21 protein-coding genes are annotated in these 22,373 nt (G+C 71.3%); 13 read left to right on the top strand and 8 right to left on the bottom strand.

Annotation, left to right across the window (positions count from 1 at the left end; genetic code table 11):
• Positions 1–55: 55 nt before the first annotated feature.
• Positions 56–565 carry a PepSY domain-containing protein gene (locus ACIA8K_RS38690; protein WP_396068471.1) on the bottom strand — a complete coding sequence of 170 codons (510 nt, stop codon included), beginning with the start codon at positions 563–565 and terminating at the stop codon, positions 56–58.
• A 98-nt stretch (positions 566–663) separates the two neighbouring features.
• Entirely contained in the window at positions 664–1,155 is a 492-nt protein-coding gene (locus ACIA8K_RS38685; RefSeq protein WP_396068470.1) for a DUF1772 domain-containing protein, read from the bottom strand.
• A gap of 129 nt (positions 1,156–1,284) precedes the next feature.
• Between ACIA8K_RS38685 and ACIA8K_RS38680 the strand changes: the two genes are divergently transcribed.
• Entirely contained in the window at positions 1,285–2,193 is a 909-nt protein-coding gene (locus ACIA8K_RS38680) for a LysR family transcriptional regulator (protein WP_396068469.1), read from the top strand.
• Here the strand turns inward: ACIA8K_RS38680 and ACIA8K_RS38675 are convergent.
• Complete coding sequence (locus tag ACIA8K_RS38675; protein ID WP_396068468.1) at positions 2,164–3,732, bottom strand: aminotransferase class I/II-fold pyridoxal phosphate-dependent enzyme; 1,569 nt, start codon at positions 3,730–3,732, stop codon at positions 2,164–2,166. The two genes, ACIA8K_RS38680 and ACIA8K_RS38675, sit on opposite strands and share 30 nt — an antisense overlap.
• A gap of 76 nt (positions 3,733–3,808) precedes the next feature.
• Between ACIA8K_RS38675 and ACIA8K_RS38670 the strand changes: the two genes are divergently transcribed.
• The 6 genes from ACIA8K_RS38670 to ACIA8K_RS38645 all read left to right on the top strand — a co-directional run bounded on the left by ACIA8K_RS38670 (position 3,809) and on the right by ACIA8K_RS38645 (position 8,222).
• Positions 3,809–4,366 (top strand): CGNR zinc finger domain-containing protein, encoded by a 558-nt coding sequence (locus ACIA8K_RS38670; RefSeq protein WP_396068467.1) that lies wholly within the window; start codon positions 3,809–3,811, stop codon positions 4,364–4,366.
• 49 nt (positions 4,367–4,415) lie between these two features.
• On the top strand, positions 4,416–5,210 hold the full coding sequence (locus ACIA8K_RS38665; protein ID WP_396068466.1) for a GAF domain-containing protein: 795 nt from the start codon (positions 4,416–4,418) through the stop codon (positions 5,208–5,210).
• Positions 5,211–5,485: 275 nt separating this feature from the next.
• The gene (locus ACIA8K_RS38660; RefSeq protein WP_396068465.1) at positions 5,486–6,697 is read left to right on the top strand and encodes an RNA polymerase sigma factor; all 1,212 of its coding nucleotides are present in this window, start codon (positions 5,486–5,488) and stop codon (positions 6,695–6,697) included.
• Positions 6,698–6,722: 25 nt separating this feature from the next.
• On the top strand, positions 6,723–7,085 hold the full coding sequence (locus ACIA8K_RS38655; protein ID WP_396068464.1) for a BlaI/MecI/CopY family transcriptional regulator: 363 nt from the start codon (positions 6,723–6,725) through the stop codon (positions 7,083–7,085).
• Entirely contained in the window at positions 7,082–7,987 is a 906-nt protein-coding gene (locus tag ACIA8K_RS38650) for a M56 family metallopeptidase (protein ID WP_396068463.1), read from the top strand. The genes ACIA8K_RS38655 and ACIA8K_RS38650 overlap by 4 nt, the downstream gene beginning before the upstream one ends.
• A 46-nt stretch (positions 7,988–8,033) precedes the next feature.
• A complete protein-coding gene (locus ACIA8K_RS38645) occupies positions 8,034–8,222 on the top strand; it encodes a hypothetical protein (protein WP_396068502.1) in 189 nt (62 codons plus the stop codon).
• 893 nt (positions 8,223–9,115) lie between these two features.
• Here ACIA8K_RS38645 and ACIA8K_RS38640 read toward each other — a convergent pair.
• From ACIA8K_RS38640 to ACIA8K_RS38620, 5 genes are all read right to left on the bottom strand, one after another.
• The gene (locus tag ACIA8K_RS38640) at positions 9,116–9,445 is read right to left on the bottom strand and encodes a YciI family protein (protein ID WP_396068462.1); all 330 of its coding nucleotides are present in this window, start codon (positions 9,443–9,445) and stop codon (positions 9,116–9,118) included.
• Between the two features lie 130 nt (positions 9,446–9,575).
• Positions 9,576–10,298, bottom strand: a complete 723-nt coding sequence (locus ACIA8K_RS38635) for an RDD family protein (RefSeq protein WP_396068461.1) — start codon at positions 10,296–10,298, stop codon at positions 9,576–9,578.
• 19 nt (positions 10,299–10,317) lie between these two features.
• Positions 10,318–10,728 carry a DUF2752 domain-containing protein gene (locus ACIA8K_RS38630; protein WP_396068460.1) on the bottom strand — a complete coding sequence of 137 codons (411 nt, stop codon included), beginning with the start codon at positions 10,726–10,728 and terminating at the stop codon, positions 10,318–10,320.
• Positions 10,729–10,804: 76 nt separating this feature from the next.
• The gene (locus ACIA8K_RS38625; protein ID WP_396068459.1) at positions 10,805–12,226 is read right to left on the bottom strand and encodes an RICIN domain-containing protein; all 1,422 of its coding nucleotides are present in this window, start codon (positions 12,224–12,226) and stop codon (positions 10,805–10,807) included.
• Positions 12,227–12,247: 21 nt separating this feature from the next.
• Positions 12,248–14,173 carry a DUF2264 domain-containing protein gene (locus ACIA8K_RS38620; protein ID WP_396068458.1) on the bottom strand — a complete coding sequence of 642 codons (1,926 nt, stop codon included), beginning with the start codon at positions 14,171–14,173 and terminating at the stop codon, positions 12,248–12,250.
• Between the two features lie 76 nt (positions 14,174–14,249).
• On the opposite strand from ACIA8K_RS38620, the gene ACIA8K_RS38615 reads away from it, so the two are divergent.
• From ACIA8K_RS38615 to ACIA8K_RS38590, 6 genes are all read left to right on the top strand, one after another.
• Entirely contained in the window at positions 14,250–15,362 is a 1,113-nt protein-coding gene (locus tag ACIA8K_RS38615; RefSeq protein WP_396068457.1) for an ROK family protein, read from the top strand.
• Between the two features lie 167 nt (positions 15,363–15,529).
• Complete coding sequence (locus tag ACIA8K_RS38610; RefSeq protein WP_396068456.1) at positions 15,530–17,782, top strand: putative bifunctional diguanylate cyclase/phosphodiesterase; 2,253 nt, start codon at positions 15,530–15,532, stop codon at positions 17,780–17,782.
• 151 nt (positions 17,783–17,933) lie between these two features.
• A complete protein-coding gene (locus ACIA8K_RS38605; RefSeq protein WP_396068455.1) occupies positions 17,934–19,592 on the top strand; it encodes a beta-1,3-glucanase family protein in 1,659 nt (552 codons plus the stop codon).
• A 247-nt stretch (positions 19,593–19,839) separates the two neighbouring features.
• A complete protein-coding gene (locus ACIA8K_RS38600) occupies positions 19,840–20,265 on the top strand; it encodes a YciI family protein (protein WP_396068454.1) in 426 nt (141 codons plus the stop codon).
• A complete protein-coding gene (locus tag ACIA8K_RS38595; protein WP_396068453.1) occupies positions 20,262–21,434 on the top strand; it encodes an RNA polymerase sigma factor in 1,173 nt (390 codons plus the stop codon). Before ACIA8K_RS38600 ends, ACIA8K_RS38595 begins: the two co-directional genes overlap by 4 nt.
• A 64-nt stretch (positions 21,435–21,498) precedes the next feature.
• On the top strand, positions 21,499–21,681 hold the full coding sequence (locus ACIA8K_RS38590) for a hypothetical protein (protein WP_396068452.1): 183 nt from the start codon (positions 21,499–21,501) through the stop codon (positions 21,679–21,681).
• The last annotated feature ends 692 nt before the right edge of the window (positions 21,682–22,373 follow it).

The following is a 22,373-nucleotide window of genomic DNA, read 5'->3' as shown; positions in this document are numbered from 1 at the left end:
CGGCAGCGGGGTCGGTCCTGCCCAGCGCGGAGGCGGTACCGGCCGTACCCCCGGGTCAGTCGTCGCCGTTGCGGCCGTGGCCGCTGTTGTCGTCGGAGCCGTGGCCGCTGCCGCTGCGGTCGTCGAACTCGTCGCTGATCACCGTGCCGGTCGCCTTCTCGACGTTGATCTCGCGTCGGCCGCTGTCCGTGGTGAATTCCACCTTCCAGACCGGGACGTTTCGGACGTCGTCGCTCTCCACCTCACGAACGCTGCCCTGCCCGAGGTAGGCCTGCGCGATCGCCACCGCCTCCTCCCGCGATACCGCAGCGCCGGCCACATCCTGCATAGACGAAGACGAGGCGGACGCCGACGCCCCCGAGTCGTCAGAAGAACGCGACGACGACGGCATGGCCGAGTCGTCGACGAAAGTAGACGCCGATGCAGACGCCGGGGAGGACGGTGACGCGCCCAGTCCGGTCGTCGCTCGCGGGTCGTCGTCCAGGCTGGCCGCCATCGCTGTCCCGCCGAACCCGAGCAGCGCGGCCGCCCCCACGGCCACCGCGATCATCTTCGTGCGCTTCATGTCGTACCTCCGAGTGGTCGTGATCGTCGTTTGCCGACGACCACCGAAGGTTCGCGCGGGACCGGATAGCGGCGCGCTGTGTGACAGCTAAGGCGAGGTTAAGAGATGATCGCGGCGATCAGGACCAACGACACCGCGAGTGTGGTGGCGAGGGTGCGCAGCGTGTGCCAGCGCATCCACGGGCCCTCGAACCAGCCGCGCACGGCGGTCGCCTCCACGTCCGTGGCGGTGACCAGGTCGACCGCGTCAAGCCGGTTGTTGAGCGGGATGTTCGCGCCGACGGTGATGCCGAAGCCGCCGACGATGTAGAGCAGCGACGCGGCAAGCAGCAGCCCGCCCACCCAGGACCAGCCGTCCTGGAGGCGCAGGATCAGCGCCAGCGGCAGCAGCACCAGCGGGCCGAGGAACGCGGTGAGGAAGACCGGGTTGACGATCGCCACGTTGATCGACTGCATGGCGCGCAGGTAGCCGGTGTCGCCGAGGCGGGCCAGCCCACGGTTGGTGGCGAACGCGAACGAGAAGAACAGACCGGCTACGAGGGCGGTCAGCGTTCCGGCCAGCACCAGGGTCAGGTCGGCGAGCAGGTTCATGACAGACGACGGTACGTGGGTACGGCGTGCGCCGCGTACCCGCGAATGTGCCCCGATTCCTGCCCGATCGTCCATGTTGATCGATCGACATGCTTGTCTCCGTCAGCACGGGGATAGCAGAATCGGCGGATGGGCGACCGCCGCGAGCCGAGCATTCACCAGCTGCGCCTGCTCCTCGGCCTCGCCACCCATCTCCATTTCGGGCGCGCCGCCGAGGCGCTGCGGATCAGCCAGTCCGCGCTGAGCATGCAGATCCGCGCGCTCGAGGACCGGCTCGGCGTGCGCCTCATCGAGCGGACCAGCCGGACCGCGGAGTTGACCACGGCCGGCCGCGCGCTGCTGCCGGTGATCGAGGAGGCGGTGGCGTCCGTCGACCGGCTGTTGGCGGCCGCCGCGGTCCGCAGCGCCGATCTGGACCGCGAGCTGATCGTTGGCGCGGTCGACACCGAGGCGGCGATGCCGCACACGGCCGCGATCCTGCGCCGGGTGCAGCTCGGCGAGCCGCCGATCACGGTGAGCGTGCGCAGCCTCAACTTCGTGGACCAGATCCGGGCGCTGACAAGCGGGAAGGTGGACGTGGCGTTTCTCCGCCCGCCGCTGCCGCCCGGCATCGAGTCGCTGCAGCTGGCCAGCGAGCCCCGGGTGGCCTGCCTGGCCGCGGACGACCCGCTGGCCCGCGCCGGACGCCCGGTGCCGCTCGCCCGGCTGGGCCGGCACGTGTTCCTTGACGTGCCGGCCGGCGTGCCGCGCGAGTGGTGGGCGTTCTGGGCCGTCGACCCGCGGCCGGACGGGACCCCGGTCACCTACGGCCCGGTGGTCGGTGACCTGGACGGCCTGCTGACGGCGGTGGCGGAGGGCCGGGGGATCGCGTTCCTGCCGGCTGCCGCGCGTACGGTCTTCGCCCGCCCCGGCGTCGTCTACCTCGACGTGCCCGATCTGCCGCCGTCCACGTCCGCGCTGGCCTGGCTCGCGGAGAACACCGAGGCCCCGGCGATCGCGGCGATCCGGTCAGCGGCGTGGGGGCTGCTCAAGGCCTAGGCACGCGCTGATCCGGCGGAGGATCTCGGTGAGCGTCTCCGTGTCGGTGGCGAAGTTGAGGCGGATCCACGAGCCGGTGTCCACGTCCGTGTGCGAGGCGAAGTCGGCGCCGGCGCTGAGCTTCACGCCCGCGTGCTCCTCCAGGTACGCCGCCGGGTCCGGGCCGAGCGGCGAGCCGGCGCAGTCGATCCAGGCCAGGTAGGTGGCGTCCGGCTCGCGGTAGCGCGCGTCCCAGGGCAGCGTGGCCACCCAGGCGGTGACCTGGGCGCGGTTGCGGGTGAGCTGCGCCATCAGGCCGGTGAGCCACGGGTCCGCCTCCCGCCAGGCCGCGGCGGTGGCGACCTGGCCGTGGAGACCGGGCTGGCCGAAGTAGTCGAGCGGCAGGGCGGCGAGGCGTTCGTGCAGGGCGGCCGGCCCGATGTGGGCGAGCGCGCAGCGTACCCCCGCGATGTTGAAGGCTTTGGTGGCCGACGTGGCGGTGACTGTGCGTGCCGGGCTCAGCGAGGCGAACGGTATGTGCGCGTGCGGCGCGAACGTCAGGTCCGCGTGGATCTCGTCCGCCAGGACGGTCAGGTCGAAGGACTCCGCGGCCGATGCGAACGCCTCCAGTTCCGCCGGGGTGAAGACGTGGCCTGTCGGGTTCTGCGGGTTGACCAGGACCAGCAGCGCACAGTCGCGGAGCAGGTCCCCCGGGTCGACCCCCACGGTAAGCGGGACGATCCGTCGCCCAGCGCGTGCGATCGCGGCCAGGAACGGCGGGTAGGCCGGCACGTGGATCGCGATCGCGTCGCCTGGCCGGGTGGCGTGCTCGATCATCACCTGCAGGATCTGGATCAGGTCGGTGAAGACGCGGGTCCGCCCCGGCGCCGGTGTCCAGTTGTGGCGGGCGGCCATCCGCTCCTCGAACGCCGTGACCACCGGATCGCCCTGCGGCCAGTGCGGATAGCCGAGGTCGGTGACCGCGTCGAGCCGGCGGCGGATCACCGGGGCCGGCGGGAAGTCCATGTCCGCGACCCAGGCGCCGAGCGTGCCGGGCGGGAGCGAGCCCCATTTCACGCCGTGCCCCGCGCGCAGCCGGTCCGGAGCGGCGGCCGGGTCGAAGACGATCAGGTCACGCAGCGTCTCCATCTGGCCGTGGTGCTGGGCCAGCTCCTCAAGCACGTGCAGCAGCGCACCGCCCCTGGTCAGCGTCCGGTCCGGGCCGGCGTAGGCGGGCGGGGGAGTGGCGTGCAGCGGCGCGGCCGGATCCAGGCCGGCCACGTCCTCGGCCAGCCGCTCGCGGAGCGCGTCCACCTCGGCCAGCAGCGGCGCGACCGGCCCGGCGGCCGTGAACTCGGCGTCCCGGTCCCGGGTGACCGCACGCCCGGCAACAAGCGCGCCGGACCAGTAGTCGGCGACCCCGACACAGTGCGTGAGCAGCCCGAACGGGGAGTTGGCGCCGGAATACGGGCGGGCGTTCGCGAGATCGTCGCCGAGCGCCGCCACGATGCCGGCCATGCCGTCGAGCGCCCGCCCGGCGAAGTAGAGGTAATCGTCCATGCCTGTCCTCCCGAAAAAGTCACCGCCTGAGGGGGTGACGATTGCCCAGCGGCCCGTCACCTGTCAAGGTGGTGACGTGGAATTCGTCTTCGTCGGCGGGAATCTCGCGCTCGACCTGCTCGGCACGCTCAAATGGCGGCGCAGCACACCCGAGGAGTTCCTGTGCACCCCGGCGGACGCGGCCCGCTGGGCGGTCGAGGCGGGCGTGGTCACGGTGCCCCCGCGGCTGACCACCGCGGACCTCGACGCGTTGACGGCGCTGCGCGAGAGCGTCTACCGGCTGATCTCCGCAGGCCTGTCCGGCGAGCCGGCCCGGGACGGTGACCTCGCGGCCGTCAACGCGGCCGCGACCGGCCCACGGATCGCCACCGTGCTGACCGGCACCGGCACCGCGCGTACCGGCACCGGCGCCGCGATCGCCGCAGAGGTGGCCGCCGCGGCGATCGCGCTGCTCGGCGACGTGCACGCGGGCCGGGAGACGCGGCTGCGCGAGTGCGAGCGCCCGGCCTGCACCCGGGTGTTCCTGGACCGGTCCCGCGGGCAAACCCGTGCGTGGTGTGGGATGGCCGAGTGTGGGAACCGGATCAAAGCGGCCGAGTACCGGGCCCGCAAGGCCGCTGTTCGGGGGTCATGACGGACACCGTGTCCGTCGCGGTCCGGCCCACACGTGGCGAGATGGTCTGATGACCAGCATCGTCACCGGCGTCGATGCGCGCCTCGCCGCCGTCTACCGTTACGAGATCCTGGACACGCCCCGCGACGGCACGTTCGAGGGCGTCGCGCGCATCGCGGCCCGCCAGTTCCGGGTGCCGATAGCGACAGTGACAATCGTGGACGCCGACCGCGTCTGGTTCGCCGCCGCCGAAGGCCTGCCCGGAGTCACCCAGATCGGCACCGAACCCGGCCTGTGCGCATCCGCCGTACTGCACGCCGGCCCGTACGTGGTCAACAATGCGCTCGTCGACCCGCGCACCATGGACCATCCGCTGGTCCGCGGCGCGCTCAACCTCCGCTTCTACGCCGCCGCCCCGATCACCACCCGCGACGGCCACCACCTCGGCACGGTCAACGTGATCGACTCCGCCCCCCGCGACATCACCGACGACGAGACCTCCCTCCTGACCGAACTCGCCGGCCTCGTCGCCCAGCACCTCGAACTCCGTCTGGCCACGCTCCGCGCCGTCCGCGCCGAGCAGGAACTGCGCCACGACGCCGACACCCGCGCCAACGCCTCGATGGAGCTGGCCGCCCGCATGCGTACCGCCGGCGCCGCCCAGCGCACCGCCGAACACCCGGCCTACTGCCAGCTCGGCGGCCCCGACGGCTGCCTCGCCGAGGCCGAACTCAAGGTCGCCGACACCTGGGGCGACCACGCCTGGGGCTGTCCCCCACACGTCGAGGAGCTGCTCACCCACGCCTCCTCCGTCTTCCTCGCCAGCCAGGAACTCGGCGGCCTCGCTGCATACCGGGACCGCTGACAAACCCCACGATCACACTCATTTTCCCACTCTGTGGGTGGTCGCGGCCCGCACGCTCCCGCGGGCTCCGGTGCCGCGCGGGGCCGGGAAAACCCACCCGCGGGTCCTCGCCCTTGTCACGGCGGGACCGGCTCCGGAGCGACGTGCGGAGCGCCAGCGGAGCCCGACGCTCCGGTTTGCCCGCGGGAGCGTGCGGGCCGTCACCACCGCGGGAGCGGGAAGATCGGCTGTTGCGGGTTCAGGGTTCTTTCAGGGGTGTTTGGCAAGGTCGTGGGGTGAAGAAGAGCGAGCTGGATGCGGTGTACCGGGCGGAGTACGGGCGGGCGGTGTCAGTGCTGACGCGGGCGTTCGGGGATCTGGATCTCGCTGAGGACGTGGTGCAGGACGCGTTCGTCGCGGCGGCGCGGCGGTGGGCGGAGTACGGGGCGCCACCGAGTCCGGCGGGCTGGATCATCACGGCGGCGCGGAACCGGGCGCTGGATCGGCTGCGGCGGGAGCGCGCCGGGCAGGAGAAGCTGGTACTGCTGTCGTTGGCGGACGACGGGCAGCCTCAGGGGGCGGACGGGTACGGGGACGACCGGCTGCGGTTGATCTTCACGTGCTGTCATCCGGCGCTCGGTATGCCGAGCCGGGTGGCGCTGACGTTGCGGCTGATCGGTGGGCTGACCACGGCGGAGATCGCACGCGCGTTCCTGGTGCCGGAGTCGACGATGGCACAGCGGCTGGTGCGGGCGAAGGCGAAGATCCGGGACGAGCGGATCCCCTACCGGGTGCCGGCCGACGCTGAGCTGCCCGAGCGGCTGGAGGCCGTCCTCGCCACGGTGTACCTGATCTTCAACGAGGGTTACACGGCGACGGCCGGCGACGCGCTCACCCGGGACGACCTGACGGCGGAGGCTATCCGGCTGGGGCGGCTGCTCGCGGGACTGCTGCCACACGCGCCGGAGGCTACCGGGCTGCTGGCATTGATGCTGCTCACCGAGGCGCGGCGGCCAGCCCGGGCCGGCGCGGACGGGGAGATCGTGCTGCTCGCCGACCAGAACCGGTCACAGTGGGATCCGGCGCTTGTCGCCGAGGGGCAGGACCTGGTGCGGGCGTGCCTGCGGGCGGGACGGCCGGGGCCGTACCAGATCCAGGCGGCGATCAACGCGGTGCACTGCACCGGCACCACCGACTGGGCACAGGTGGTGGCGCTCTACGACCAGCTGCTGATCGTCGCGCCGGGCCCGGTGGCGTCGCTGAACCGGGCGGTCGCGGTGGCCGAGGTGGACGGGCCGGAGGCGGCGCTGGCGCTTGTCGACGCGCTGCCGCTGCAGGACTACCAGCTCTTCCACGCGGTCCGCGCGGACCTGCTGCGCCGGCTCGGACGGCCGGACGAGGCGGCCGCGGCCTACGACGAGGCGATCACCCGCACGGACAACGGGCCGACCGCGTCGTTCCTGCGTCGTCAGCGGGAGTCGATGTCGCCGGCCCCGGCGCTAGAGTGACCGCTATACCTGGGGAGGTGTCGCGGTGAGTGAAGGGCGACGGGCGCCGGGAGCGCTGGAGTCCGAGGTGATGGCCGCGCTCTGGGCTGCCGGGCGGGAGCTGACGCCGGCGGAGGTGCAGGCCGCGCTTGGCGGCACGCTTGCGTACAACACGGTACTGACGATTCTTGGTCGTCTGCATGACAAACGCCGCCTGGTGCGCCGCCCGGCCGGGCGCGGGCACGTCTACTGGCCGGCCGAGGACGAGGCCGCGTTCGCCGCACAGACCATGCGCGCCACGCTCGCCGGCCGCCCGGACCGGGAGCGGGTGCTCCAGCAGTTCGCGGCCGCGCTCGACGACGCGGACGCCGCCGCACTGCGCGCATTCCTGGAGGCGGACCGGCCATGACACTGTGGGTCTACGTCCCGATCGTGCTGTCCGCCGCGCTCGCGCTGCTGGCCGGCCCGATCGCGGACAGATCCGCCCCCGCCGCCGGCGCGCTGGCCCTGGCCGGCGCCGCCCTCACCGCCGCCGTCACGTCCACCGCATCTCTGCTGCTCCTGGTCCTGACGCTGATCGACGACCTGCCGCCGTCGCTAGTTGCCCACAACGAGCCCGGCCGCCCGAAACTGCCCGAGCCGGTCCCCGACATCATCGCCGTCACCGCGACAGTGCTCCTGATGATCGCCCTGGTCCGCTGCGGCGCCGACCTCCGCCGCCGCGACGAGGTCCACCGCCGCCTGCGCGAGGCCGGCCACCCCGCCGACGGCGGCGTGCTGATCGCCGACTGGTCCGCCCCCTACGCCGTCGCCGTCCCCGGCCGCCCCGGCCACGTCCTGCTCACCACCGGCCTGATCCGCCTGCTCACCCCCGCCGAGCGCCGCGTCGTCCTGGCCCACGAGCAGTCCCACCTGACCCGCCGCCACCACCGGATCACCGCCGCCGCCTCCACCGCCGCCGCGCTCAACCCGCTTCTCATCCCGGTCCGCGACGCCGTCTCCTACCTGGTCGAACGCTGGGCCGACGAGGACGCCGCCACCGCCGTCGGCGACCGCCACCTGACCGCCCGCAGCGTCGCCAAGGCCGCCCTCGCCACCCTCGACCGCCCGCCCCCCGGCGTGACCGCCATGCACGGCGCCCGCCGCAGCCACGCCCTCGGCCGCGTCCGCGCCTTGGCCGCCCCCGCACCCGCACCCCGCGTCACGCAGGCGGCTCTGCTGGCGCTCTCACTTCTCAGCCTGGCCTTCATCCTGACCGACGCCGTAGCCGCCTCCGACTTCATCACCTTCGCCACCGCCTGGCTCCGCTGACCCTCTTCAGCCTTCAGCGGCGGTCGGTGCCCGGTCGGCCTCAGGCCTGAGGCCTCAGGCCTCAGGCCTCAGGCCTCAGGCCTCAGGCCTCAGGCCTCAGGCCTCAGGCCTCAGGCCTCAGGCTTCAGGCTTCAGGCCTCAACGGCGGTTCGCGCCTGACGTCTTCGTGCTTCTGCGCAGGTGGTGCCCGATCGCTCTCGTGGTGCAGCGGATGTTCGTGCCCGAATGCCCTTAAGCCGAAGGCTGTGTCTGCCCGAAATTTGCGCATTTGCTTACCCCTGGGCCGGATAAGCGTGCCTGGCGGCCGTCTATATATCGAAATTTCGGGCATGGAGTGCCCGACTCGCACCGCGACGGCCAAACCTCAGTGGCGCCTGGCGGTGCTTGATCCTCACCATGGAACGCCGGCAGCAAGGCGGAGACCCCGCTACGGTCATGACATGCTCCGCGCTTGGGCGTTTTGGCCGTGCGTGGCGTCCGGGCCGGCCTCGTCGACCACGCCGGATGAAAATTTCGGGCGCATAGCGCCTGAAGCGCCGGCCCCACACGCGGCCTGTCCAAAGCATGGGAGTCGATCATCCACCTGTCGGGATCGAAGATCCTTGCGGCTCTGGTGGCCCTTTCGCCGCCGTTATAAGGGCCACCAGAGCCGCAAGGATCTTGAGCCAACCGGCGAACGGCTATTGCAGATGGCGATATCGAAAAGCGGATCCGAAGCTGCTTACGCACGCCTCAGGCTTGCGTAAGCAAGGGGTCGAGATCGGCGGCACGTTCCGGTATCGCGCCCGCTGCGCGCCAGTGCCGGAACGTGCGACTACCCAGCGGTACTCGCGCTGATCATCCGCCGCTGACGCGGCACCGGCGCGCCTTGGACCGACCCGCCCCGGACGCACGTGGCCGATGTCAACCCGCCCTCCAGGATCCCCTGCCTTCGCCGCCAGCTCTTGCGACCACTCAGCCGCGGTCGCGCCGACCGACTCGCGGTGCCGCGTTGCTCGCGGTGCCGCGGCGCTAGTGCTCGCGTGTTACTCGCGCCGTGCCGCGTCACTCGTGCTGCCGCGTCGCTCTTGCTGTCCGCGTTGCTCGCGTTGGCGCGTTGCTCGCGCAACCGACACGTGCCGTCGCGTCCTATCCCTGGAACGCTCGCACCTCGACCGGAAGCGTCGTCGCCGCCGAGAGCCGCTTCGCCCAGTGCAGGGCCTCCTCGCCATCACTCACATCGATGATCGTAAGACCGCCGACGTGTTCCTTCCCTTCGGCGTACGGGCCGTCGGTGATCAGCGCGTCCCGGGCCACCACCGCGGACGCCGCGGCCTCGAGTCCGCCTCCGAACACCCACACCCCCGCCTCGCGCATCTCCAGGTCGACCGCGCGGACGTCGCGCATCAGCGGCTCCAGCACCGACGGCTCTGGTGCGGGGCCGTCGGGCTGCTGGATGGTGAGCAGATAGCGGGTCATGTCGTCCTCCAGGAGATGTGGTTGCGGCTTCTATACGAACGAGTCACGCCCGATTCGACATCGCGGCCCGGGGAGGACGCAGAAAAAAGCGGGGCCACCGACTGGTGGCCCCGCTGAACAGCAGACGAGATTACTTCGCGGTGACGACGACCGTCTTCATGATCTTGTCGGCGAAGGTCTGGTTCTTGTCGTCCCAGATCGGCCAGAGGTAACCGACGTAGCAGGGCAGCGTGTCCAGGATGTGGCAGATGCCGCGGACGAAGACCAGCAGCGGGCCGATCGGCTGTCCGTCGTTCTCGCTGATCAGCTTGATGCCGAGTGCCTTCTTGCCCCAGCTCTGTCCGGTCCGGCCCTGCAGCCAGATGGAGTTGTAGATGGAGAGGAGGCCGCCGAGCGCGATGAAGATGAAGTACAGCGCGTTCGGCGTTCCCGGGGTGGCGATGCCGGTGTTCGGGTCGACTGTGGTGCTGAAGGAGCCGCCGAGCACCGACGCGAGGATCGAGAACGGCAGCACGATCAGGCCGTCGACGAGCGCGGCGCCGACGCGGTGGAACCAGCTCGCGTAGGACGCGGGGCCCTGGTAGCCGCCGCCGTAGCCCTGCTGCTGCTTCGCGTAGTCCGGCTGCCCGTAGGCGGGCTGCTGCGGCTGGCCGTACGCGGGCTGGCCGTACGCCGGCGACTGCGGCTGTCCGTAGGCGGGCTGCTGCGGCTGACCGTACGACGGCTGCTGCGGCTGCTGCCCGTAGGACGGCGGCTGCTGCTGGCCATAGCCGGGCTGCTGCTGGCCGTAGCCCGGCTGCTGTCCGTAGTCCGGCTGGCCGTACGGCTGGCCCTGGTTCGGCGGGTATGTCACGAAAAGCTCCTTGTAAGGATCAGCTCAGTACGAGCCGGTTCAACTGGAACACCCAGCTCGCCGCGGCGAGGAGAGCGAGACCCCACTCCGTGTGCCGTCGCGCACGCGGGCCGGCGGGGCGCGGCGCGGCGACCACCCGGGTGGCGCGCAACGCCAGCAGCGGCAGCACGGTGACCGCGAGCGCCGCCAGGCCGAGCACGGCCGGGTTGGCGGCGACCGCACCTGCCACGTCTCCGTGGACGAGTGCGACGGACGCGGTCGTCAGGCCGCAGAACGGGCAGGGCACGCCGGCCATCGCGTACAGCGGGCACGGCGCACCCAACCCGGTCGCGGAGGTGAACAGCGGCCACGCGAGTGCGGCGGCACCGGCGACGAGGCCGAAGAGGCCCAGGCGCTCGGGAACCGACACATATCGCGTTTTCACGTTCATCCGTCCTGCTCAGGTGGAAGGGGCGACTGATAGTAGGACAGTCGTCACCGCATCGGCCACCCCGATCCACCAAAGGTCAGGGCGTCCTCCGCAGCCATTGCTGGTTGGTCCCACCATTACAGCTGTACTGCGCAAGCCTCGCGCTGTCCGAGGTCGAGGCGCTGATCACATCGAGGCAGCGGCCGCTGTGCCGGGCGATCAGGCGCACGTAACCGGACCCGGCGTCCTGCACCTGCCACTGCTGGTTCGTGCCGAGCCCGCACGCGTACTGGATGACACGGGCGCCGTCCGCGGTGTTGCCGGACGTGACGTCCAGGCAGCGCGCGCTGTGCCGGACCTGTATCTGAACGTACCCGTTGCCGAGGTTCTTGAGGTAGAACTGCTGGTTGAAGCCGGTGCCGCAGGTGTATTGCACCGCCTCAGCGTTGTTCGCCGAGCTGCCGTTCAGGATGTCGGCGCATTTGCCGGAGTGGCGGGCCGCGAGAGAGGCATAGCCTGATGTGAGCCCCGAAACGGTTCCGGAAGCGACATCGATCGACAGCTCCGGAGCGTAGGTCAGGCTCATGCTGGTCGAGGACGGGAACGCGATCGGCAGCCACACGTACTGCGAGTCGTTGACAGTGCCGCCGATCGAGTTGCCCCACCTGTCGCCGAGGTAGAGGAACGCGTTGCCGACCTGCTGGACGTAGGTGCTCTGTGAGCCGAACGTCACGTTGTCGCCGGTGTTCTGCCAGGCGCTCCACGTACCCGTGATGGAGGTGGCTGTTGAGTATTGGGCCTGGTTGGGGTTCCAGCCGGTGGCGGCCGAGGTGAGCATGAAGTAGACGCCGTTGCGCTTGAACAGTGCCGGGGCCTCGCGGTGGTCACCGGGCCAGGAGCGGACGAGCGCTGCCGTGTTCGTGTAGTCAGCGGTCAGGCGGTAGACGTGCAGGTCGTAGTTCTCGTTCGCCGCGGAGATCATGTAGCCGGTGCCGTCGGTGTCGACGAACGTGGTGATGTCCCGGGACATGTGCGTGCCGAGCGGCCGGAAGCTGCCGCGGTAGGTGTAGTCGCCGTCGACGGTGCTTGAGACCGCGACGGCCGCGCGCGCCTCGCCGTAGTCGACGCCGTTCTCCTTGTGCATCCACATCACGAACTGGCCGGTGCTCGCGTTGTAGATGACCTTGGGTCGTTCGATGTTCGCGACCTGCAGTTCCGCGGCTGACGACCGGGTCAGCACGTCGCGGCGGAACTCCCAGGTCTTGAGGTCCGTGGAGCGGTAGACGGAGACGGCCCGGAACGTGTTGTCCGCGTTCCGGTTCTCACCGAACCAGTAGTAGTAGGAGCCGTGCTTGAGCAGGCCGCCGCCGTGCGCGTGCACCGGGTTCCCGGCGGTGTCCTTGAACTGGACCGCGTTGGTGACGGTGACCGGCGCTGCCGAGGCGGGAGCGGCGGGGGAGAGGAGCGCCGCTACCGCGGCAAGGACCGCGACAACGGCGACGTGGGTACGGGTGAGCACACCGACCTCCAATTGTGGGCGTCATGGGACGGTCGGATCCCAGGTGATGGACGGCCCGCCGCGTGGAGAGCGACGGGAGTATCGGGGCGTGCCGCCGAGGCGCACGCGGATCTCCTCCCCGTCCTCGGAGACCGCCACCACCTCGTCGTGTTCCTGTGCCACCCGCGGGACTTCGTCTGAAATATCCCCAGAAAGTAGGACGAAAGCGACGTGAACCACTGTGCCGCCGGGATGGGGTGCCGCCGTCAGATACGGCGTGGCCGACCGGTCGCCGAACGCGTTCGCCCCGGACATCCGCTGCACCCCCGCGCCGGACCACCCGATCAGCCCCACGATCCGGCTTGTTACACCCTTCGAAGACGCCTCGGCGGTACGTTCGTGCGCGCGCCCCTCCGGCGTCGACGCACCCGCCACAGTGAATCCGCCCGCGCGCGCCACCCAGCCGGCCGGCGCGGTGATCCGGTCGATCCGCAGCTCGCCCGCGCCGCACCGCACGCTCGCCGTCTCCACGGTCACGTCCCCGTCGACGTAGGCGGACGCCGCGAACCCGGTGGCCGTGCCGATCCGGCGGATGCGCCGCCGCCGGGTGACAGGCCCGCCGCCGGGCGGGGTCAGGCCCGTGTGGCCGTCCACGTTCAGCTCCCACGCGTGCGCCTCGGTCTCCGGCGCGGTGTGCGTGCTGTAGCCGATCTTGGCGTAGTGCGGGTCGTCGCGTTCCGGGTCGTCGCCCAGCTCGGCCGGCACCTTGATGTGGTCGCTGCCGTGGTTGTAGAGCCGCACCACGCCGTCCGCCCGGGTCCCGTGCAGCAGCCAGCCGGGCGCGGGAAGCACCCGGTCGACGTCCGCGCGCTCGACCGCTGCCGGCTCCTCGGTCGCGGTCCAGGCCGGGTGGTCCGCGGGGAGCAGCAGGCCCACGAACCCCTTCGCGGCCCAGTACGGCGACGCCGGCCCGGAGTACGGCTGGGTGATCGGCAGGAACTGCCCGTGGTAGCCGAGCCGCAGCAGCCCTTGCTCGTCCGGCGCGCCCCGGTCGGCGAAGTAGCGCAGCGCGCCGGAGGCCAGCCGCCGCGTCTCGCCCGGTGGCAGCGGGGTGGCGTCCGCGAGCGCGCCGGTCCACAGCGCGGCCGCGGCCGCGTACCTGTAGGTGAGCGACCGGCCCTGGTGCATCGGCGCGCCGTCGGCCCCGAACATCAGCCGGAAGTCGTCGAGGAAGGCGTGCAGCCGCTCCCGGTAGCGGTCCGCGCGTGCGGCGTCCGCTCCCGGCATCCGTGCCCAGAGCAGCGGATACAGGTGCATGGCCCAGCCCGCGTAGTGGTCGTAGTGCTGGCCGTCGCCGTCGCTGTACCACCCGCCGCCGCGGTACCAGTCCTCGATCGCGTCCAGGCCGCCGGTGATCTCCTCCTGCCGGAAGGGGCCGCCGGTGTCCGCCAGGAACTGCTCGACGACCACCTGGAACAGCAGCCAGTTGCACGGCCAGGGACGCTTGCCGACGATGCCGCCGAGCCAGGCGTGCACGGTGCGCTGCGTGTCGCGGCCGAGCTGGTCCCACAGCCAGGGGCGGGTCTCGGCAAGCATCAGCGCGACGGACGCGGCCTCGACGATCGGCTGCGAGTAGTCCTCGATCCGCGGCCAGGCGTACCGGTTGCCCGGCTCGGTCCCGGCGGCCAGGCCCTCCGCGTACCGCTCGATCAGGATCTTGGCTCTGGGGGTCTCGCCCCGGTCGCCGGCGATGCGCAGCCCGGCCAGCAGGAACGTGCGGGCGAAACCCTCCAGGCCGTCCGACGTGACGCCGGCCCAGCTGGTCCGGCCCGGCAGCCGGACCTGGGCGAACCCGGGCGTGGCGTGCGGGACGACGGCCTCCAGCAGGTGGTCGGCCATCGCCTCCCAGTGCGCGCGCGTCCACCCGGTGTACGGCGAGCGGTTCCGGTCTTCCGCGGGGAGTTCCACGACCGCACCCTAGTTCTCACGCACGTAACACTTCAATGCTTGACGAATGAAAGTCCATTGATTAACGTGCCCGTCCATGGATCGCCGGTCGTCGATAGCGGGCATCTTCCGGGCGGTGCTCACCGCCGGGCCGATGCATCGTGCCGACCTGGCTTGGCGCACCGGCCTGTCCCAGCCCACGGTGGCGAAGCTGACCCGTTCGCTGATCGACACCGGCTACCTGGTGGAGACCACCACAGGCGGCGGCCCGGGCCGGATCGGGCGCCCGGCCGGCGCGCTCGACGTGCGCGCCGACCGTGAGCTGTTCGCCGGCGTCAAGGTCACGGCGACGGAGCTGATCCGGGTGGTCACCGACCTGCGCGCGGTGATCCGGGAGACCGCGCGCGTGCCGCTCGGCGACTCCCGGACGCCGCACGACGTGGTGCGCCTGATCAGGGACCTGGTTCCGCCGGAGGTCAGCGCGCTCGGCGTCTCCGTGGCCGGCGACGTGGACCGGGAGAGCGGCGTCGCGCGGTACGAGCCGTTCCTGGGCTGGCACGACGTGCCGCTGGCCGAGCTGTGCGCGGACGCGACAGGCCTGCCCACTGTCGCGGACAACGACATCCGCGCGCTGACCGAGGCGGAGAACTGGTTCGGCACCGACGCCAGCTCGTTCGTGCTTGTCGCGGTCGGCTCCGGCGTCACCTGCGGCCTGGTGGTGGACGGCCGCGTGCTTACCGGCGCGCACGGTGTGGCCGGCGAGCTGGGCCATGTGCCGGTCGACCGCCGCGGCCCCAAGTGCTACTGCGGGGCGCGCGGCTGCCTGGAGGCGATCGCGTCCGAGCCCGCCCTGCTGCGCCGTGTCGCTGAGGCGACCGGCGCACCCGCGGTCACGCTCGACCGCGCCATCGAGTTGGCCCGCCTCGGCGACCCGCGGGTCGGCGAGGCATTCGCCGAGGCGGGTCGCGCCATCGGGCAGGCGGTCGGCGGGGTGATCAACCTGGTCGGCCCGGAGCTCGTCGTCTTCTCGGCCGACCACCTGGACGGGTTCGCCCTGCTGGAGCCGCATGTGCGGGCCGGGATCGCGGAGCACGCGTACGGCGCCGCGGCCCGGGTCGCGATCGAGGTCCGCCCGCTGCCGTTCGAGGAGTGGGCGCGCGGGGCCGCCACTGTCGCGATCGCCCGCCGCGTCACCTCAGTGACCCGCTGACCGTTTTTCCGACCCCGCCGGGACCGAAGACGATCTACGCTACCCCTGGGTCGACGAGGATCCCAGAACAGGTTGCTGCCCTGAAACCACACAGGATCGGCGGTGGCCTGCCGATCAGGAGGTTGATCATTGACCTTCAGGGGTGGGTGGGACGGCTGAGCGGGCTCGTGGGACGTGCAGGGACGGACACCGACCGGTGGCGTGACCGGCTGTGGTGGATCTTCGCTGCCGTCGGCGTGGTCGCCACCGGGCTCTACCTGGCCGGCGTCGCGGTGCTCGTCGACTTCGCACTGATCGGTGCGGGCGCGGTCGCGGCCTGTTTCGCAAGCCCGGCGATGCACGACATCCGCCCGGCGCGCGCCTGGCACACACTCGGCGTCGCTGGAGCGTTCATGCTCACCGGCGCGATCCTGCGCCCGCTTGTGGTCACGCCGTACGGCACCGCGCTGCCCGCGGAGGCGTTCACAGTCCCCGGCTACGTGCTGATGATCGCCGCGCTTGCCGACTTCGCCTACGGCCGCCGCGCAATCGACAGGCACTCCGTGATCGACGGCCTGATCGTCTGCGTCGGCGCCACCACCGCGTTCTCGCTGCTCTTCGCGGTGCCGGCGATGTCCATCCCGGGCCGGCCGCCGATCGTCTCGGTGCTCGCCGCGCTCTACCCCACGTTCGACGCGATCCTGGTCCTGCTCGTGGTCATGCTGGCGTTCAGCACCGCGGCCCGGCAGCCCGCGTTCCGGCTGCTGCTCGGCATGATGGTGCTGATCTTCATCGGCGACCTCGCCTACGCGGTGATCGGCAACGACGGCGTGTTCTACAGGTCGCCGGTGCTCGACATCCCGTTCCTGCTGGCGTTCACGGTCGGCGGCGCGTCCGCGCTGCACCCGACCGCCCGCGAGCTGGTCCGGGCCGTACCGCTGCCGGTCCAGCCCTGGTCCCTGGCGCGCCTCGGGGTGATCATCCCGGCCGTGGCCGCGCCGTTCCTGCTGATGGTCACGATCACCGAGACCGCTGTGGAACGGGCGATCGTCGGGTGCGGCGGCGCCGTCATCGTGCTGCTGCTGATCCTGCGCGCGGTGAGCGCGGTGCAGGCGAACGCGGAGGCTCAGGCCCGGTTCGAGTACCAGGCCACCCACGACGAGCTGACCGGCCTGCCGAACCGCCGCCGGCTGACCCAGATCGTGACGGACCTGCTTGCGGATCCGGGCGGGCGCGACCCGGTCTGGGTCTTCTACCTGGACCTGGACGGCTTCAAGTTCGTCAACGACTCGTGGGGGCACCCGGCCGGCGACGACCTGATCCGGGAGATCGGCCAGCGGCTGCGCGCGATGCTGCCGCCGGAGGCCACCATCGCCCGGGTCGGCGGCGACGAGTTCGTGGTGGTCCGGCGCGGCACCGCGGTGGAGGCGCTTGACCAGGCGCAGCGCATCGTCGACTGCGTGGAGCCGCCGACCAGGATCGGCCCGGCCGAGGTGGTGATCACCGGCTCGATGGGCATCGTGGCCGCGACCAGGGCGGACGACACCGCCGACTCGCTGTTCCGGGACGCGGACACGGCCATGTACCGGACGAAGGCGGACGGGCGCGGCACGTGGACCGTGTTCGACGCGTCAATGCGCCAGGCCGTGCAGGAGCGGCTGGAGATCGAGGGCGCGCTTCGCAACGCGCTTGCCGGCGACGAGTTGCACGTGCACTACCAGCCGATCGTCGACCTGGAGTCCGGGCAGCCGCGCGGCGCGGAGGCGCTGATCCGCTGGGAGCACCCGGAGAAGGGCGTGATCGGGCCGAACGTGTTCATCCCGGTCGCGGAGGAGTCGAGGCTGATCACCGGCATCGGCGAGTACGTGCTTCGCGCCGCCGTCCGGCAGCTGGCCGGGTGGCGGGAGGACGGCACCGTCACCGACGACTTCTGGATGTCGATCAACGTGTCGCCGCGCCAGCTGACCGAACCGGGCTTCACCGCGATGGTGGGCGAGGCGTTGCGCGCGCACGGCGTACCCGCGAGGTGTGTGGCTCTGGAGATCACCGAGTCGGTGATGGTGGAGGGCGGCGACATCAGCGAGGGTGCGCTGCGGGACCTCCGGGCGCTCGGCGTCTCGATCTCGGTGGACGACTTCGGCACCGGCTTCTCGTCGCTCGGTTACCTGCGGCGGCACCCGGTCACCAGCGTGAAGATCGACCGCTCGTTCGTCTCCGGCCTGGGCGCCAGCACGTCGGACGAGGAGATCGTCCGGGCCGTGGTCGCGATGAGCACCGCGCTCGGCCTGACGGTGGTCGCGGAGGGCGTGGAGACCACGGCGCAGCGCGACGTCCTCGGCCGGCTCGGCGTGCGGCTCTGCCAGGGCTGGCTCTGGGGCCGCGCGGTCGAGGCGCGCGCGTTCGCCGACAAATGGGGCAGCCGCGAACAGGCAGCGGTTTGACCCTCGCTCTCAGAGAACGCTCTCCAGATTTAGGGTTCCTTAGGGCGCAGACCCGTTGACCAGCCGTTGTGCTGTTGGACAGACTCGCTTAGGTCCAATTCAGCGGAGTCGCCCCAAACGGGTGATGTGTGTGGTAAGAGGCGGTTTGCACATGGCGTCCCGACGGAAGTTCCTCGGCCTGGCAGCGATCGGCGCGGTGGCGGTCGGCGCTCCCGTGGTGGCCACGGCGATCAACTCTCGGGCGTTCGCCGCCGACGGTCTGCCGATGACGATCGTCAACTCGTCCGGGACGTTCGGCAACGGCGAGATCTTCGCCTACATCGTCGGCACGGAGCTGGTCACCGGCCGCCAGGGCTACGTCAAGCGGAGCGGCGTCTTCACGCCCGCCTCACCCTCGGACAACGGCGCCGACGGCTTCGCCGACCTCGCGATCCCGCTCAATGCGAGCGGCACCACCACGATCAACCTGCCGAAGATGTCCGGCCGGGTGTACTTCGCGATCAAGGACAAGCTGAAGTTCAAGGTGGTCACGGACGGCGCCGGCAACAGCGCGCTGCAGTTCCCGGCCGGCTGGGTCAGCACCGACCCGAACTTCAATGTGCTTCACGACTGCGTCGAGTTCACCCACAGCGACGCCGGCATGTTCTGCAACTCGACGATGGTCGACATGTTCAGCATCCCGCTGGGCATCAAGCTCACCGGCACCAAGGACCAGACCACCGGCGTGCTCAAGCCCGGCGGCCGGGACGCGATCTTCGCCGCCGCCCGCGCGCTGCCCGACTTCAAGCGCCTGGTCATCGGCGACAACCTGCGCGTCATCGCGCCCGGCCACGGCATCGGCGCCGGCCTCTTCTCGGCGACCTACTTCGACTCGGCGATCAACGAGGTGTGGGCCAAGTACGCCACCACCGACCTGAAGGCCACCACGAACGCGGGCACGTTCACCGGGCGGGTCACCGGCGGGCTGTTCGTCTTCGACAAGGGCGCCAAGACGTTCGCGAAGCCGACCACGAAGGACGTGCTGTTCTGCGACGGCGCGCTGGCCGCCCCGAACGACGGCATCACCGGCCCGGTCGCGGCGATCCTCGGCGCCGGCTTCAACCGCGGCACGCTGATCAGCCAGCCGAACCAGCCGAGCACCGACCCGGCCACGTTCTACCGGACGCCGATCGCCAACCATTACTCGCGGATCATCCACGAGCAGACTGTGGACGGTAAGGCGTACGGCTTCGCGTTCGACGACGTGGTCGACTTCGCGTCGTACATCCAGGACACGGCGCCGCGCTCGTTCGAGGTCACCATCGAGCCGTTCGGCAAATCCAACCCGAACCCGGGCCCGTCCGCGACGGCGACCGCCACGGCGACGGCGACGGCGACCGCGACCGCCACGGCCTCCGCGGCCGCTCCCGGCGGCACCCGGAGCGCGTTCACCGCGCTCCAGGCCGAGACCGCGGACGCCCAGCAGGGCACGACGGCCCAGGGCACCTCGGTCGGCTACATCGCGAACGGCGACTGGCTGCAGTTCAACAACGTCGCGTTCGGCAACGACCCGGTCCGGCAGTTCACGGTCCGCGCCGCCTCCGGCGCACCGGCCGGCGTCTCCGGCCTGGTCGAGGTGCGGCTCGACTCGCGCAGCACGGCCCCGGCCGGCACGATCGCGGTCGGCAGCACCGGCGGCTGGACCTCGTGGCGCTCGATCGCCGGCGCGCTCGGCACCGGCATCACCGGCAACCACACCGTCTTCCTGACGTTCACAAGCGGCCAGCCGGCCGACTTCGTGAACGTCGACTGGCTTCAGTTCGCCCGCTGACCACGCGCACCCGCCCGGATCGGGCCGCAGTGGGCGGCGACCCGAACCAGCCACGATCTGTGGGCAGTGGCAGACCCTCCGGGGTGGCGGGAGCGCGTGAGGCGGGGTATCGGCGGCACTCGGCCGCGTCGACCGGTCAGGGTCGGCGTGGCCGGGTGCCGCCATTTTTCTTCCCCGGCGTTGTCCGGTTCCGGTGGGTGGCTCCGACGTCCCTTGCGAAACTTGTCCCCACCAGGAGGAGATCGCGATGAAGTACATGATCCTGAGCTACGGCACCCAGCAGGACTACGACGAGATGGGCGGCAAGGACACCGGCCGGCCCGCCTGGACCGCGGAGGAGATGACGGCCATGGGCGAGTTCATGGCCGCGTTCAGCCAGGAGCTGACCGAGTCCGGCGAGCTTGTCGAGACGCGCGCGCTCGCCGCACCGGTGCTCACCCGCCGCGTCGCCCCGGACCTGCGCGGCGGCCTGCCGGTCGTCACCGACGGGCCGTACGCGGAGACCCAGGAGGTACTGGCCGGCTACTGGGTCGTCGACGTGGACGGCTTCGACCGCGCCACCGAGATCGCCGCCCGGCTCAACGACGTACCGGCACCCGCCCACATCCGCGCCGGCGCCTACGCGGACGTCCGCCCGCTGATGGACGAGCGCGCCGAGCTGCTCGAACCGTGACCGCGGTGCCCGAGGACCTGCTGCGGGAACTCGTGCCGCAGGTCCTCGGCGCGCTTGTCCGCCGGTACGGTCACTTCGACACGGCCGAGGACGCGGTCCAGGAGGCGCTGCTCGCTGCCGCCCGCCAGTGGCCCGCGACAGGCCCGCCGGAGAACCCGCGCGCCTGGCTGATCACGGTCGCCGCCCGCCGCCTCACCGACCTGCTCCGCGCGGACGAGGCCCGCCGCCGGCGCGAATGGGCGCTCACCGTGGCGCCGGCGGAGAGCACCGATGCGGACGACTCCCTGGTCCTGCTCTTCCTCTGCTGCCACCCGGCGCTCTCCGTACCCGCGCAACTGTCGTTGACCTTGAAAGCGGTCGGTGGGCTCAGCACTGCCGAGGTGGCCCGCGCGCTCCTCGTCCCCGAGACGACAATGGCCCGGCGGATCACCCGCGCCAAGACGGCGATCCGGGACAGCGGCGCCACCTTCCGCCTGCCGTCCCGTGCCGACTGGGACAACCGGCTCGCGGTCGTGCTCCGCGTGCTCTACCTGATCTTCAACGAGGGATACGCGTCGCAGCGCACGGAGACGGCCGCGGAGGCGATCCGGCTCACCCGCCTGCTGCACCGGCTGCTGCCCGCCGACTCCGAGGTCACCGGCCTGCTCGCGTTGATGCTGCTCACCCACGCCCGCCGGGACGCCCGCGCCACAGCGGACGGCGCCATCATCCCGATGGACGCGCAGGACCGCACCCGCTGGGACGCCGCCGCGATCGCCGAGGGCATCGCGCTGATCACCGCGGCGCTGCCGTCCGGCCCGACCGGCCCCTACCAGCTCCAGGCCGCGATCGCCGCTGTCCACGACGAGGCCACAGCCGCCGCCGACACCGACTGGCCGCAGATCGAGGCGCTCTACGGACTGCTGCTGCGCGTCGACCCGTCACCAGTGGTCCGGCTCAACCACGCGGTCGCGGTCGCCATGGCCCGCGGCCCGCACGCCGGCCTCGCGCTGCTCGACGACGTGCCACAGATCTCGCACCGCTGGCATGCTGCCCGCGCCCACCTGCTGGAACTCGCCGGCGACCGGCCAGCCGCCCACGCCGCGTACCTCACCGCGGCCGCCGGCACCGCAAGCAGCCCCGAACAGCGCTACCTGCGCGAACGCGCCGCCCGGCTGAGTGACGAGTGAAAGCCCAGCCCGCTGGGTAACCGGGTGTTCACCCTCACCCGCACGACCATCCGAGGTGGCGACGATGGCCACGGAACGAAACGGGGATCCCATCCATCCCACAGAACCGGAACAGCCCCCCGACGACGACCTCGACGTCATGATGCGCCGCATGGCCGAACGCGCCGGCGAAATCGAGCGTCTCACCGCCCGGATCAACGACCTGCACGGCGAGATCGAGGCCTACCGCCGCAGGCGAGGAGCCTAAACCGGATTTCCCGCTCCCGCCGTGGCCCGGCCCCGCGAGCTCCCGCGGCCTCCGATCCGTGGGTGGTCACCAAAACCCGTGGCGTCGTCCAGGCCCCGGCTTGCGCACGTCAGAGACGCTGCTGCCCATTCGCGTCCGGCCGTCTGGGACCGCCGACCGGATGGGCTGGGGCGTGGCGAGTGGTTTCGGCTGGTCGTTATGGTCGCGGAGGTCGAGACCAGCACTGCCGCCGTCTCGGCGGCTTTGGGTCGGGGCGGCTTTGGTTCGTGACGGCTTTGGTTCGAGGCGGCCGCGGGTTGAAGCGGCTGCGGTCTGCGCGGTCGCAAGGGCTGGCACCGAGGCCGAGAGTTTCGCAGGTGTGCGGGCTGGTCGCGGCACTCCGGCAGGCTTCAGGTCGGGCATGAAGACGGAGCCATTACCGGATCCGCATATGTCAGGACGCAGGCGACGCTCACGACCCGGCTCATCTGGAGATCCGCGGTCAGTGTCCAGGTTCGAGCGCTACGCGCCCGACATTTCGTCATCTGGGTACCTCTCTCTGCGTTTCGTCCTGACGCCGAAGGGTCAGGAAGGACCACGTGAAGATCCTTGCGTCTCTGGTGGCCCTTATTCGAGCGCGATAAGGGCCACCAGAGCCGCAAGGATCTTGCATCCCGCCAGATGGACGCGAGATCCCGCACAACGAACCCATC

Source organism: Catenuloplanes sp. NPDC051500 (assembly GCF_044454585.1).
In the GTDB taxonomy this organism is placed as follows: Bacteria; Actinomycetota; Actinomycetes; order Mycobacteriales; family Micromonosporaceae; genus Catenuloplanes.
The sequence above is the reverse complement of the archived record's forward strand: the minus strand, read 5'-3'. Positions and strand labels throughout refer to the sequence as shown.

Bases quoted from the DNA above. Each gene is read 5' to 3' on its own strand.
- ACIA8K_RS38690 (WP_396068471.1), bottom strand. From the start codon at position 565: ATGAAGCGCACGAAGATGATCGCGGTGGCCGTGGGGGCGGCCGCGCTG.
- ACIA8K_RS38685 (WP_396068470.1), bottom strand. From the start codon at position 1,155: ATGAACCTGCTCGCCGACCTGACCCTGGTGCTGGCCGGAACGCTGACC.
- ACIA8K_RS38680 (WP_396068469.1), top strand. From the start codon at position 1,285: ATGGGCGACCGCCGCGAGCCGAGCATTCACCAGCTGCGCCTGCTCCTC.
- ACIA8K_RS38675 (WP_396068468.1), bottom strand. From the start codon at position 3,732: ATGGACGATTACCTCTACTTCGCCGGGCGGGCGCTCGACGGCATGGCC.
- ACIA8K_RS38665 (WP_396068466.1), top strand. From the start codon at position 4,416: ATGACCAGCATCGTCACCGGCGTCGATGCGCGCCTCGCCGCCGTCTAC.
- ACIA8K_RS38650 (WP_396068463.1), top strand. From the start codon at position 7,082: ATGACACTGTGGGTCTACGTCCCGATCGTGCTGTCCGCCGCGCTCGCG.
- ACIA8K_RS38640 (WP_396068462.1), bottom strand. From the start codon at position 9,445: ATGACCCGCTATCTGCTCACCATCCAGCAGCCCGACGGCCCCGCACCA.
- ACIA8K_RS38630 (WP_396068460.1), bottom strand. From the start codon at position 10,728: ATGAACGTGAAAACGCGATATGTGTCGGTTCCCGAGCGCCTGGGCCTC.
- ACIA8K_RS38615 (WP_396068457.1), top strand. From the start codon at position 14,250: ATGGATCGCCGGTCGTCGATAGCGGGCATCTTCCGGGCGGTGCTCACC.
- ACIA8K_RS38605 (WP_396068455.1), top strand. From the start codon at position 17,934: ATGGCGTCCCGACGGAAGTTCCTCGGCCTGGCAGCGATCGGCGCGGTG.
- ACIA8K_RS38600 (WP_396068454.1), top strand. From the start codon at position 19,840: ATGAAGTACATGATCCTGAGCTACGGCACCCAGCAGGACTACGACGAG.
- ACIA8K_RS38590 (WP_396068452.1), top strand. From the start codon at position 21,499: ATGGCCACGGAACGAAACGGGGATCCCATCCATCCCACAGAACCGGAA.